This is a genomic window from Pseudacidovorax sp. NFM-22, assembly GCF_021401245.1.
Taxonomy (GTDB): domain Bacteria; phylum Pseudomonadota; class Gammaproteobacteria; order Burkholderiales; family Burkholderiaceae_C; genus Xenophilus.
On record NZ_JACBFY010000004.1, the window covers coordinates 273,273 to 287,002 of the forward strand.

The window sequence follows — 13,730 nt, forward strand, 5'->3', positions numbered from 1 at the left end:
TGGCGTGTCAGTCTGGGCGCAGGGCGCGCACCAGGGCCGACTGCAGGCCGTGCAGCAGCCGCTCGTGCCAGCGCGGGTTCTGCACCACCTCGGCCCGGTAGAAGCTGGGGCACAGCGTGGCCGCATGGGCGTTGGCGCCGCACAGGCCGCAGCCCACGCAGCCGTCGATGACGGTGGCCACCGGGTCCACCTTGAGCGGGTCGGGGTTGTCCTTGAGCGTGAGCGTGGGGCAGCCGGACAGCCGGATGCAGGCGTGGTCGCCATTGCACACGTCCTCGTCCACGCCGTACTTCACGCGCACCACGCGCTCGCCCTTCTTCAGCAGCTGCGCGAGCCAGGGCTTGATGCGGCGCTGGCGCTCCAGCTGGCATTCGCCCTCGGCGATGATGACCTTCAGGCCCTCGAAGGACGTCGTGAAGGCCTCGGTGAGCGTGGCCCGCATGGTCGCCACCTCGTAGGTGTGGACGGTGCGCATCCACTTCACGCCCAGGCCGCGCAGCGTGTCTTCGATGGTGTGGTTCTTGTGTGCCAGGCTCTGCTGCTTGTCCTCGGCGCGGGCCTTGGTGTCCTCGTCGGGCGTGGAGATGATGTCCTGCGTGCCGGTGGCGCTGGTGTAGCCGTTCTTGAAGATCAGCAGCACGGCGTCGTCGCCGTTGAAGAGGGCGCTCTGCACGCCGGTGAGCAGGCCGTTGTGCCAGAAGCCCCCATCGCCCATGATCGACAGCACCCGCCGCTGCATCATGGGCGAGACGCCCGCGCGGCTGGCCAGGCTCATGCCGTAGCCCAGGATCGAATGGCCGCCGCTGAAGGGCTCGAAGGTGCCGAAGGCGTGGCAGCCGATGTCGGCGGCGATGTGCACCTTGCCCACTTCCTGCTGCGCGAGCTTGAGGGCCGAGAACACCGGCCGCTCCGGGCAGCCGATGCAGAAGCCCGGCGGCCGCCCGGGCAGCGGTTGGCCCAGCAGCTCGGCCACGGCGCGGCGGCGCGCGTCGTTGGCGGCCAGCCAGTCGGTGCCGGTCTGGCCGGCGCCCTCGGGCAGGTAGCGCGTGGCGAAGGCGGCCAGGCCGCGGGTCAGCACCTCGGTGGTGTATTCGCCCGCCATCTGCAGCAGGTCCTTGCCGTGCAGCGGCGTCTGCAGGTCCCGGCGGCGCAGCAGGGTGGCGATGTCCTGCTCGATGTACTCGGGCTGGCCTTCTTCCACCACCAGCAGGGCGCGCTTGCCGGCGGCGAAGTCGACGATCTGGTCTGGGACCAGCGGGTAGGTGACGTTGAGCACCAGGATCGGGATCTCGCTCTGGCCGAAGGCATCGGCCAGGCCATGCTGCTGCAGCGCGCGGATGAGGGCGTTGTACAGGCCGCCCTGCACCACGATGCCCAGGTCCTCGCGCTGGCCGGGCATCAGTTCGTTGAGGCCGTGTTCGGCGATGTAGCGCTGCGCCGCCGGGATGCGCTCGGCACTCTTGCGCTTCTCGTGGCCGAAGGTGACGGGCGGATGGGCCAGGCGCTCGTAGTCGAAGCGGGCCGGCTCCTCCATCAGGCTGCGGGTGCTGACGGCCGGGGCGCGGTTGTCCTTGCAGTCGAAGCTGCCGCGCACATGGCAGGCGCGGATGCGCAGCTCCATCACGCAGGGCATGCTCGACGCCTCGGAGAGGTTGAAGCCTTCCTCCACCATGCGCACCATGGTCGGCAGGTGCGGCCGCGGGTCGAGCAGGCACAGGCTGGACTTGAGCGCATAGGCATGGGTGCGTTCCTGGATCACGCTGGCGCCTTCGCCGTAGTCCTCGCCCACCACGATCAGCACGCCGCCGGTCACGCCCGGCGAGCTGAGGTTGGACAGCGCATCGGCCGCCACGTTGGTGCCGACGATGGACTTCCAGGTCACCGCGCCACGCAGCGGGTAGTGGATGGAGGCGCCCAGCATGGCGGCGGCCGAGGCTTCGTTGGAGCAGGCCTCCACGTGCACGCCCAGCTCCTGCATGTAGTCGCGGCCTTGCACCATCACGTCCAGCAGGTGCGACACCGGCGCGCCCTGGTAGCCGCCCACGTAGGCCACGCCGGCCTGCAGCAGGCCCTTGGTGATGGCCAGGATGCCCTCGCCGTGAAAGGTCTGGCCCGCGCCCAGGCGCAGCGCCTGCACTTCCTTGCTGAAGGAAACTTCCATGTTCTTGTCTCTCCGTCGTGGGGCTTCATGGCCGCCCGTCCTGGGGCGGCGGCAGCGTGCGTGATGCGGGCCAGTCGACCCAGGACCGTTCGGGCTGAGTCAACCCAAATCCGTTCGGGCTGAGCTTGTCGAAGCCTGGGCACCCACCCTTCGACAAGCTCAGGACAGGCCCTTCGACAAGCTCAGGACAGGCCCTTCGACAAGCTCAGGGCGAACGGCATCGCCAACCGGCACTGCGCAGTGTCCGGCGCATCGGGCATGCCCTCAATGCAATGGAGCAGCTAAGTGTTATGAACGGCGTGCATATGGAAAAGCTGGACCTCAACCTGCTGCGCGTCTTCGATGCCGTGCACCGCACCCGCAACGTGAGCCGCGCCGCCGAGGCCCTGGGCCTGACCCAGCCGGCCGTCAGCCACGGCCTGACCCGGCTGCGGCTGGCGCTGGGCGACGCGCTGTTCACCCGGGTGGCCGGCGGTGTCGCGCCCACACCGCGGGCCGAGCGGCTCGCGCCGGCCGTGCGGGCCGCACTGGCCACGCTGGACGAGGCCGTGGCCGAGCCCGAGCGCTTCGACCCGGCCCGCTCGCGCAAGACCTTCCGCATCCACATGAGCGACATCGGCGAGGGCCGCTTCCTGCCGCCCCTGATGCAGCACCTGCGCGCCCTGGCGCCCGGTGTGCGGCTGGAGACGCTGCCGCTGCGCCCGCAGGACATCGCCGCCGCGTTGGACGAGGGCCGCATCGACCTGGCCTTCGGCTTCCTGCCCAAGGTGAAGGACACGCGTCACCAGCACCTGCTGAACGACCGCTACATCGTGCTGGTGCGCGCCGGCCATCCCTTCGCCCAACGCGCCTTGCGCGGCAAGGCGTTGCTGGCGGCACTGCAGGGGCTGGACTTCGTGGCGGTGCGTTCGCATGCCGACACCCTGCGCATCCTGCAGCTGATGGAACTGGAGGACCGCGTGCGGCTGGTGACAGAGCATTTCATGGTGCTGCCCGCCATCGTGCGCGAGACCGACCTGGCGGTGGTCATGCCGCGCAACATCGCGCGCAGCTTCGGCGAAGGCGCCGGCTTCGCCATCGTCGAACCCGACTTTCCCCTGCGCGATTTCGGCGTAGCCCTGCACTGGAGCCGCCGCTTCGAGGACGATGCGCCCAACCGCTGGCTGCGCGGCGAGATCGTGCGCCTGTTCGGCGAGGACACCGGCCTGCCGGCCTGAACGGATGCTGCACCGCCGCAGGGCCTGCGGCACCAGCATGGGTCGCGCAGGTGACGCCCCGGTGCACGGCGAGGGTGCCCACGCGCGGCGCATAACGATTGGCAGATGGCCTCTATGGCCCAGGGCGTATCCGCGTAAGCTCGACTCCGACTAACTTCGCCCATCGCCGCGCCGCCTGCGGCTTCGCTGCCCCCACGAGATCCATGAGCACCTCCACCCAACCCATCCAGTTCTTCCACCGCGGCCGCGTGGTGGCGGTCGACGGCGTGCATCCCACGCGCTCCGTGCTCGACTGGCTGCGCGAGGACGCGCGCTGCACCGGCACCAAGGAAGGCTGCAACGAAGGCGACTGCGGCGCCTGCACCGTGGTGATCGGCGAACTGGCGGCCGAAGGTGAATCCGGCGCCGTCGGCGGGCTGAAGCTGCAGACGGTCAATGCCTGCATCCAGTTCCTGCCCACGCTGCACGGCAAGGCCCTGTTCACCGTCGAGGACCTCAAGGCGCAGACGGCCTGCGTCCACGACGGCGAGCGCCACGCCAAGCACCCTGTGAAGCAGCTGCATCCGGTGCAGCAGGCGATGGTGGACTGCCACGGCTCGCAATGCGGCTTCTGCACACCGGGCTTCGTGATGTCGATGTGGGCCAGCTACGAGCAGCATGGCGAGCGCGGCAGCCGGCCGACGCGCCAGCAGCTGGCCGACGAGCTGTCGGGCAACCTGTGCCGCTGCACCGGCTACCGGCCCATCCTCGACGCCGGCCAGAAGATGTTCGACCTGCCGCCGGTCAGGCTGGACACCGCCCCGGTGGTGCAGGCACTGCAGGCCCTGCGCTCCGACGCCACCTTCGACTACGCCGCGCCGCTCGGCCACCGCACCGACCACTTCCACGCACCCGTCAGCCTGGAGGCCTTCGCCGAGTTGCGCGTGGCCAAGCCGCAGGCGCGGCTGCTGGCCGGCTCCACCGACATCGGCCTGTGGGTCAACAAGCAGTTCCGCGACCTGGGCGACATCCTCTACATCGGCAACGTGCCCGAGCTCAAGCGCATCGACGTGGTGGAGCAGGAAGAGCTGTGGATCGGCGCCGCTGTCTCGCTCGAAGACGCCTGGTCCGCCATCGTGCAGCGCGCCCCCTCGCTGCAGGACGTGTGGCTACGCTTCGCCTCGCCGCCCATCCGCCATGCGGGCACGCTGGGCGGCAACGTGGCCAACGGCTCGCCCATCGGTGACTCGCCGCCCATCCTCATGGCGCTCGATGCCGAGGTGGAACTGCGCAAGGGCCACTGCGTGCGCCGCATGCCCCTGACCGACTTCTATGTCGACTACATGAAGAACCAGCTGCAGAGCGGCGAGTTCGTGCAGGGCATCGCGCTGCCGCTGTCGGCGTTCGAGCGCCAGTTGCGCGGCTACAAGATCAGCAAGCGCTTCGACTGCGACATCTCGGCCCTGTGCGCCGGCTTCGCGCTGGAGCTGGACGGCGAGGTGGTGCGCAGCATCCGCCTGGCTTACGGCGGCATGGCCGCCATCGTGCGCCGTGCCACCCAGGCCGAGGCCGCCCTCGTCGGCAAGCCCTGGACCCAGGAGACCGTCGAAGCCGCCAAGGCCGCGCTGGCCCAGGACTTCAAGCCGATGACCGATCTGCGCGCTTCGGCCGACTACCGGCTGCAGGTGGCGCAGAACCTGCTGCAGCGCTTCTGGCTGGAGACGCGCGCCGACGAGCCGCTGGAGGCGCAGGAGACCAGCGTCTGGACGGTGATGCCCCACGCCCCTGCCTTCGGAGCCTGAACGATGAACAAGCCGATCGACCCCGCCCTGCTGCAGTCCGCCGAGGCCTTCGCCGACTACGCCGCCAACACGGCCGCCCGCATCGACACCCGGGCCGAAGCCCAGGCCCTGGCCCAGGGCGCCCGCGTGGGCATCAGCCGTCCGCACGAATCCGCCCACCTTCATGTGGCCGGCGAGGCCACCTACACCGACGACCTGCCCGAGCTGGCCGGCACGCTGCACTGCGCGCTGGGCCTGTCGCCCGTGGCGGCCGGCCGGCTGGAAGGACTGGACCTGGACGCCATCCGCGCCATGCCCGGCGTGGTGGACGTGATCGTGGCCGACGATATTCCGGGCGCCAACGACTGCGGCTCGATCGTGCATGACGATCCTTTTCTGTGCGACGGTGACATCCGCTTCCTGGGCCAGCCGCTGTTCGCCGTCATCGCCCGCACCCGCACCGAGGCCCGCCGCGCTGCCGCCCGCGCCAAGGAAGCCGCCCGCGTGGTGCCGGCCGAGCCGGTGCTCACGCCGCAGCAGGCCCATGCCCGCGGCGAGTACGTGGTGCCGCCCATGCACCTGGCCCGCAGCGACAAGGGGCTGGCCGTGCGTGCCGCCATCGAGGCCGCGCCGCATCGCCTGAAGGGCGAACTCGACGTCGGCGGCCAGGAACAGTTCTACCTCGAAGGCCAGATCAGCTACGCCATCCCCAAGGAAGGCGGGACGATGCAGGTCTACTGCTCGACCCAGCATCCCACCGAGATGCAGCACTTGGTGGCGCATGCGCTGCACCTGCATTCCAACGAGGTGCACATCGAATGCCGACGCATGGGCGGCGGCTTCGGCGGCAAGGAGTCGCAGTCGGGCCTGTTCGCCTGCATCGCCGCCGTGGCGGCCAACAAGCTGCGGCGGCCGGTCAAGCTGCGCCCGGACCGCGACGACGACTTCCTGATCACCGGCCGTCGGCACTGCTTCTGGTACGAGTACGAGGTGGGCTTCGACGACGAAGGCCGCATCCTCGGCGCCGAGATCAGCATGGTCTCGCGCGCCGGCCATTCGGCCGATCTCTCGGGCCCGGTGATGACCCGCGCCCTGTGCCACTTCGACAACGCCTACTGGCTGCCCGAGGTGAGCATGCACGGCTTCTCGGGTCGCACCAACACCCAGAGCAACACCGCCTTCCGCGGTTTCGGCGGACCGCAGGGCGCGATCGCGGTGGAGTACGTGCTCGACTCCATCGCCCGCCAGCTCGGCCGCGATGCGCTGGACGTGCGCCGTGCCAACTTCTATGGCAAGACCGAGCGCAACGTCACGCCCTACGGCCAGACGGTGCGCGACAACGTGATCCACGAGCTTGTCGGCCAACTCGAGGATTCGAGCAGCTACCGCGAGCGGCGCGAGGCCATCGACGACTTCAATGCGAAGAGCCCCGTGCTCAAGCGCGGCATGGCGCTCACGCCGATCAAGTTCGGCATCAGCTTCAACGTGCCGCACTTCAACCAGGCCGGGGCGCTGGTCCACGTCTACACCGATGGCTCCATCCTCGTGAACCACGGCGGCACCGAGATGGGCCAGGGCCTGAACACCAAGGTGGCGCAGGTGGTGGCGCACGAACTGGGGGTGGAATTCGAGCGCGTGCGCGCCACGGCCACCGACACGACCAAGGTGGCCAACACCTCGGCCACGGCCGCATCGACCGGCGCCGACCTCAACGGCAAGGCCGCGCAGGACGCGGCCCGCCAGATCCGCGAGCGGCTCGCCCACTTCGCCGCGCGTCGCCATGGCGGCACGCCAGATGCGGTGCGCTTCGCCAACGGCAAGGTGCAGGTGGCCGGGCGCGAACTCACCTTCGCCACGCTGGTGGCCGAGGCCTATACCGACCGGGTGCAGCTGTGGTCCGACGGCTTCTACAGCACGCCCGGCTTGCACTGGAACTCGCAGACCATGCAGGGCCATCCCTTCTACTACTTCGCCTATGGCGCGGCCGTGAGCGAGGTGGTCATCGACACCCTCACCGGGGAGTGGAAGCTGCTGCGCGCCGACGTGCTGCACGACGCCGGCCGCTCGCTCAACCCGGCGGTGGACATCGGTCAGGTGGAGGGCGCCTTCATCCAGGGCATGGGCTGGCTCACCACCGAGGAGCTGGTCTGGCAGCCGGGCAACGGCAAGCTGCTGACGCACGCGCCGAGCACCTACAAGATCCCTACGGCCAACGACTGCCCGCCCGTGTTCAATGTGCGGCTCTTCGACGGCCCTAACGCCGAGGACTCCATCCACCGCAGCAAGGCCGTGGGCGAGCCGCCGCTGTTGCTGCCCTTCTCGGTGTTCTTCGCCATCCGCGATGCCGTGTCGGCGGCCGGCGGCCACCGGGTCGATCCACCGCTGCGAGCCCCGGCCACCAGCGAGGCGATCCTGCGTGCACTGAACGCGGTCCAGGCCGCTCCCGCCGCCGCCTGATCGTTCGGCCGGGGTCGTCGTCGCCATGGCCCCGCCACGGGGCCGGGCGCCGCCTGTCTCTGGCAGAGTGAGGCCCCATGCGAGACCAGGCCCTCTTCGACAAGATCGATCTGCACCTCATCCGGGTGCTCTACACCGTGCTCACCGACCGCAGCGTCTCGCGCGCTGCCCTGCGGCTGGGCATGTACCAGCCGGCAGTCTCGGCGGCGCTCAAGCGGCTGCGCGAGCTGTCGGGCGATCCGCTGCTGGTGCGCTCGGGTTCCGGCATGGTGCCCACCGAGGCTGGCCTGCGCATGATCGAGCCCGCGGCCAGCATCCTGCGCGCCGCCGAGATGCTGTTCTCAGACGTGCGCGGCTTCGACCCGCAGACGGCGGCCACCACCTTCCGCATCGCCGCCAACGACTACCTCGACCCGCTGTTCCTGCCGCTCGTGGTGACGCAGATCAAGCGGCTGGCACCGCTCACGCGCATCGAGATCCATCCGCTCTCGTCCGACTCCGACTACCACGCCCACCTGGCCGAAGGCACGCTCGACCTGGTGATCGGCAACTGGCTCAAGCCGCCGGAAGACCTGCACATGTCGCGCCTCTTCGGCGACGAGGTGGTGTCGATGGTGAGCCAGGAGCATCCGGCCGTCCGCCGCGGCTGGGACATCGAAACCTGGCTGGAGGCCGAGCACATCGCGCCCACGCCCACGCACCCGGGCGCGCGCGGCATCATCGACCAGCTGCTCGACGCCATCGGGCGCCAGCGCAACATCACGGCGCGTTGCGCGCACTTCAGCCTGATCCCGCAGATGGTGGCCAGCAGCCTGCTTGTGCTGACCACGGGTCGCCAGTTCTGCGAGCGCTTCGCGCAGCAGCTGCCGGTGCGCATCCTCGACTGCCCGGCCACCTTGCCGCGCCTGCTCTATTACCAGCTCTGGCATGAGCGCACGCATTCGTCGAGTGCGGCGCAATGGCTGCGCGAGCAGGTCAAGAACGCGGCCGCCTCGCTACGTCAGCCCGGCGGCCCCTGATTCCTTTCGCTTTCCTCATTCACAACAACACCGGAGACAAAACCCATGAATGCGATCGAGCGGCTGTTCAAGCTGCAGGAGCACGGCACGACCGTGCGCACCGAACTGCTGGCAGGCCTGACCACCTTCCTCACGATGGCCTACATCATCTTCGTCAACCCCTCGATCCTGGGCGACGCGGGTATGCCGAAGGAGGCCGTCTTCGTCGCCACCTGCGTGATCGCCGCGCTGGGCTCGGCCATCATGGGCCTGTATGCCAACTACCCGATCGCTCTGGCGCCGGGCATGGGCCTGAACGCCTACTTCGCCTACGGCGTGGTGCAGCACATGGGCTTCACCTGGCAGGCGGCGCTGGGGGCGGTGTTCGTCTCGGGTTGCCTGTTCCTGCTGGTCACGCTGTTCCGCATCCGCGAGCTGATCATCCGGGGCATTCCGCTGTCGCTGCGCTATGCCATCACGGTGGGCATCGGTCTCTTCCTGGCGCTGATCGCGCTCAAGAGCGCGGGCATCGTCGCCGCCTCGCCGGCCACCTACGTCACGCTGGGCGACCTGCACCAGCCCGCGGCCGTGCTCGCGGTGCTGGGCTTCTTCCTGATCGTGATGCTGGACCGGCTCAAGGTGCCGGGCGCCATCCTGATCGGCATCGTGGCCGTGACGCTGGCCAGCTTCTTCTTCGCGGGCAACCAGTTCAAGGGCGTGGTGTCGGCACCGCCCTCCATCGCACCCACGCTGCTGCAGCTGGACATCAAGGGCGCGCTGGCCGGCGGCATCCTCAACGTGATCCTGGTGTTCTTCCTGGTCGAGCTGTTCGACGCCACCGGCACGCTGATGGGCGTGGCCAAGCGCGCCGGCCTGCTGGTGCCGGGCAAGATGGACCGGCTCAACAAGGCGCTGCTGGCCGATTCGGGCGCCATCTTCGCGGGCTCGCTGCTGGGTACCTCCAGCACCACGGCCTATGTGGAGAGCGCTGCGGGCGTGCAGGCCGGCGGCCGCACGGGCCTGACGGCGCTGACGGTGGCGGTGCTCTTCCTGGCCTGCCTGTTCATCGCGCCGCTGGCCGGCGTGGTGCCGGCCTATGCGACGGCGCCGGCCCTGCTCTTCGTGGCATGTTTGATGCTCAGGGACTTGACCGAACTGGACTGGAACGAGACCACCGAGGTCATCCCCGCGGCCATCACCGCGCTGGCGATGCCCTTCACCTATTCCATCGCCAATGGCCTGGCCTTCGGCTTCATCAGCTATGCGGTGCTGAAGCTGATCACCGGCCGGGCGCGGGAGGCGCACTGGATGGTGTGGGTGATCGGCGGGATCTTCCTGTTCAAGTACATCTACCTGCCGGGTCACTGACCTATCCGGGCCGGCCCCAGGCGACTAGCATTCACCGTTTTTCTTAAAAGAGCGACCCCCGAAGGCCACCCCCATGTCCCCCCCCAGACTCCAGCTCGCGCACATCACCAAGCGCTATCCCTCGGTGGTCGCCAACAGCGACGTGTCGCTCACCGTCCAGCCCGGCGAAACCCATGCGGTGCTGGGCGAGAACGGCGCCGGCAAGTCCACGTTGATGAAGATCATCTACGGCTCGGTCAAGCCGGACGAGGGCACGGTGAACTTCAACGGCCAGCCGGTGGCGATCCGCAATCCGCAGGAGGCGCGTCAGCTGGGCATCAGCATGGTGTTCCAGCACTTCAGCCTGTTCGACACGCTCACGGTGGCCGAGAACGTCTGGCTGGGCCTGGACAAGAGCCTGGCGCTGGCCGAGGTCACGCGCCGCATCGTGGCCAAGGCGGGCGAGTACGGGCTGGAGATCGACCCGCTGCGGCCGGTCCATACCCTGTCCGTGGGCGAGATGCAGCGGGTGGAGATCATCCGCGCGCTGCTCACCGACCCCAAGCTGCTGATCCTGGACGAGCCCACCTCGGTGCTGACGCCGCAGGCCGTGCAGAAGCTCTTCGTGGTGCTCAAGAAGCTGGCCTCCGAGGGCTGCTCCATCCTCTACATCAGCCACAAGCTGCACGAGATCCGTGAGCTGTGCACCGCCTGCACCGTGCTGCGTGGCGGCAAGGTCACGGGCGTGTGCAATCCGCAGCAGGAGACCAACGAGTCACTGTCGCGCCTGATGATCGGCGCCGAGCCGCCGCCGCTGACGCACCGGCCGTCCAACGTGGGCGAGGTGGCGCTGGCGGTCGAGCGCCTGAGCCTGCCGCGCGAGGACCAGTTTGGCGTGGACCTGGACGGCGTCTCGCTGCAGGTGCGCGCGGGCGAGGTGGTGGGCATCGCCGGCGTGTCCGGCAACGGCCAGAAGGAGTTGCTCTACGCCCTGTCGGGCGAGGACGTGCGGGCCGAGCCCGGCATGGTCCGCCTCTTCGGCCAGGGCGCCGGCCGGCTGCGCCCGCGGGCGCGCCGCAGGCTGGGCCTGCATTTCGTGCCCGAGGAGCGGCTGGGCCGCGGCGCCGTGCCCACGCTGGGCCTTTCGCACAACCTGCTGCTCACGCGCGACGACGCGGTGGGCAGCGGCGGCTGGCTGCGCATCGGCCAGCTGGAGCAGCAGGCCCGCGCCATCATCGAGCGCTTCAAGGTCAAGGCCGGCGGGCCGCAGTCGGCGGCCAAGTCGCTGTCGGGCGGCAACCTGCAGAAGTTCATCGTCGGCCGCGAGATCGACGCCAGCCCCAAGCTCTTCATCGTGTCGCAGCCGACCTGGGGCGTGGACGTGGGCGCTGCCGCCCTGATCCGCGCCGAGATCCTGGCGCTGCGCGACGCGGGCTGCGCCGTGCTGGTGGTCAGCGAGGAGCTGGACGAGCTGTTCGAGATCAGCGACCGGCTGCATGTGATCGCCAAGGGGCGGCTGTCGCCTTCCATCGACCGTGCCGCGGCCACCGTGCCGCAGATCGGCGAATGGATGAGCGGACTGTGGGAGGGCGCGGCTTCGCGCGCGAAGGAGGAGGGCATCCATGCTCAAGCTTGAGTTGCGGCCGCAGCTGTCGCGTTTCTGGAGCTACGGCTCGCCCATCCTGGCGCTGCTGATCACGGTGGTGATCGGCGTGATCCTGTTCGCCGCGCTGGGCAAGGACCCGGTGCGCGGTCTGCAGGTCTTCTTCTGGGAGCCGATCAAGAGCAGCTATGCCATTGGCGAGCTGCTGGTGAAGGCCACGCCATTGCTGGTCATCGCGCTGGGGCTGGCGGTGTGCTTCCGCTCCAATGTGTGGAACATCGGCGCCGAGGGCCAGTTCGTGCTGGGCGCCATCGCGGCGGGCGGCATGGCGCTGCTGGCCGACAAGAACACCGGCCCGTGGATCGTGCCGGCCATCCTGGTGGCGGGGGTGCTGGGCGGCATGCTGTGGGCGGCCATCGTGGCCTGGCTGCGCGACGTGTGCAATGCCAACGAGATCCTCACCAGCCTGATGCTGGTCTACGTGGCCACGCTGCTGCTGCTGTGGCTGGTGGGCGGCCCGTGGAAAGACCCCATGGGCTACAACTTCCCGCAGACCAAGACCTTCGAGGCGGTGACGCAGATCCCGCGGCTGATGAAGGGCTCGCGCGTGACCATCGGCATCGTGATCGCGCTGGTGGGCGTGGCGGCGCTGTGGGTCTTCCTGTTCCGCACGCGGCTGGGCTTCGCGCAGCAGGTGGGCGGACTGGCGCCGGCGGCGGCGCGTTATGCAGGCTTCTCGGCCCGGCGCGCGGTGTGGATCGCGCTGCTGACCTCGGGGGGCGCCGCCGGTCTGGCCGGCGCGCTGGAAGTGGCCGGCCCCATCGGCCAGCTCACGCCCTATGTGCCGGCAGGCTACGGCTTCGCGGCCATCATCGTGGCCTTCGTCGGGCGGCTGCATCCGGTGGGCATGGTCTTCTCGGCCATCCTGATGAGCATGTTCTACATCGGCGGCGAACTCGCGCAGTCGCGCCTGGGCCTGCCCAAGTCGCTCACGGCGGTGTTCCAGGGCCTGCTGCTGTTCACGCTGCTGGCCTGCGACACGCTGGTGGCGTACCGCGTGCGCATGAAGGCGGCGGCGCGGCCGGTGTCGCCCACTGCGGGTATGTCGTCGCTGCAGGCATCGACGCCCGACGTCGTCGCCCCTCAAATCAAAGAAGCCTGAAGATGGCCCCCCACACTCATCACTTCGTGTATTCGTTGCCCCCCGCGGGGGCGCAGGCCTCCTTTGGGGCGGTCCGGCAGGAGGCCTGAATGGAAAGCTACGCACTCCTCCTGGGCGCCATGCTCAGCGCCGGCACGGTGCTGGCCATCGCCGCGCTCGGCTTGCTCATCAACGAGAAGGCCGGCATCGTCAACCTGGGCGCCGAAGGCATGATGCTGTGCTCGGCCATCGGCGGCTTCGCGGCCTATGTGCACACGCACAACGCCTGGATCGGCTTCGCGGCCGGCATGGCGGTGGGCGCGCTGCTGGCGGGCCTGTTCGGCGTGCTGGTCATCTGGCTCAACACCAACCAGTACGCGACGGGCCTGGCGCTGTCGCTCTTCGGCGTGGGCTTCTCGGCCTTCGTCGGCATCAACTACGTGCAGGCCAAGGCGCCGGGCGGGATGGCCTTCGCCATTCCCGTGCTGGGCGACATTCCCTTCATCGGGCCGGCGCTGTTCCGCCACCATCCGCTGGTGTACTTCGCGGTGGCGCTCACCTTCGCGCTGATCTGGTTCCTGTACCGCACGCGGGCCGGGCTGGTGCTGCGCTCGGTGGGCGAGTCGCCCGAGTCGGCGCATGCGCTGGGCTATCCGGTGCGGCGCATCCGGCTGATGGCGGTCATGGCGGGTGGCGCGCTGTGCGGCCTGGCGGGTGCCTACCTGTCGGTGGTCTACACGGGCCTGTGGGTGGAGAACATGGTGGCCGGCCGCGGCTGGATCGCGCTGGCGCTCACCACCTTCGCCACCTGGCGGCCCCTGCGGGTGCTGCTGGGGGCCTACCTCTTCGGCGGCGTGACGCAGCTGGGTTTCCACCTGCAGAGCGTGGGTGTCGACGTGCCCAGCCAGTTCCTGGCCATGATGCCTTACGTGGCCACCATCGTGGTGCTGGCGCTGATCTCGCGCAACCCCGCCTTCATCCGCGTCAACATGCCGGCCTCGATCGGGAAACCGTTCTACCCCGGCTCATAATGCGCGCTGCATTTT

Annotated in this window: 9 protein-coding genes; 8 read left to right on the top strand and 1 reads right to left on the bottom strand. The window is 69.3% G+C overall.

Annotated features, from left to right (window positions below):
- Window positions 1-7: 7 nt before the first annotated feature.
- On the bottom strand, window positions 8-2,161 hold the full coding sequence (locus tag L0984_RS16150) for a thiamine pyrophosphate-dependent enzyme (protein ID WP_234194628.1): 2,154 nt from the start codon (window positions 2,159-2,161) through the stop codon (window positions 8-10).
- Window positions 2,162-2,451: 290 nt separating this feature from the next.
- On the opposite strand from L0984_RS16150, the gene L0984_RS16155 reads away from it, so the two are divergent.
- The 8 genes from L0984_RS16155 to L0984_RS16190 all read left to right on the top strand — a co-directional run bounded on the left by L0984_RS16155 (window position 2,452) and on the right by L0984_RS16190 (window position 13,715).
- A complete protein-coding gene (locus L0984_RS16155; RefSeq protein WP_234194629.1) occupies window positions 2,452-3,378 on the top strand; it encodes a LysR family transcriptional regulator in 927 nt (308 codons plus the stop codon).
- 203 nt (window positions 3,379-3,581) lie between these two features.
- Window positions 3,582-5,159 (top strand): xanthine dehydrogenase small subunit, encoded by a 1,578-nt coding sequence (gene xdhA, locus L0984_RS16160; protein WP_234194630.1) that lies wholly within the window; start codon window positions 3,582-3,584, stop codon window positions 5,157-5,159.
- A 3-nt stretch (window positions 5,160-5,162) separates the two neighbouring features.
- Window positions 5,163-7,595, top strand: coding sequence for a xanthine dehydrogenase molybdopterin binding subunit (gene xdhB / locus L0984_RS16165; RefSeq protein ID WP_234194632.1), 2,433 nt, complete (start codon window positions 5,163-5,165; stop codon window positions 7,593-7,595).
- 77 nt (window positions 7,596-7,672) lie between these two features.
- Window positions 7,673-8,614, top strand: coding sequence for a LysR family transcriptional regulator (locus L0984_RS16170; RefSeq protein WP_234194633.1), 942 nt, complete (start codon window positions 7,673-7,675; stop codon window positions 8,612-8,614).
- Between the two features lie 45 nt (window positions 8,615-8,659).
- A complete protein-coding gene (locus L0984_RS16175; RefSeq protein WP_234194635.1) occupies window positions 8,660-9,961 on the top strand; it encodes an NCS2 family permease in 1,302 nt (433 codons plus the stop codon).
- Between the two features lie 73 nt (window positions 9,962-10,034).
- The gene (locus L0984_RS16180; RefSeq protein ID WP_234194637.1) at window positions 10,035-11,576 is read left to right on the top strand and encodes an ABC transporter ATP-binding protein; all 1,542 of its coding nucleotides are present in this window, start codon (window positions 10,035-10,037) and stop codon (window positions 11,574-11,576) included.
- Window positions 11,563-12,705, top strand: coding sequence for an ABC transporter permease (locus L0984_RS16185; RefSeq protein WP_234194638.1), 1,143 nt, complete (start codon window positions 11,563-11,565; stop codon window positions 12,703-12,705). The genes L0984_RS16180 and L0984_RS16185 overlap by 14 nt, the downstream gene beginning before the upstream one ends.
- A gap of 89 nt (window positions 12,706-12,794) precedes the next feature.
- Window positions 12,795-13,715, top strand: a complete 921-nt coding sequence (locus tag L0984_RS16190; RefSeq protein ID WP_234194639.1) for an ABC transporter permease — start codon at window positions 12,795-12,797, stop codon at window positions 13,713-13,715.
- Window positions 13,716-13,730 lie beyond the last annotated feature (15 nt).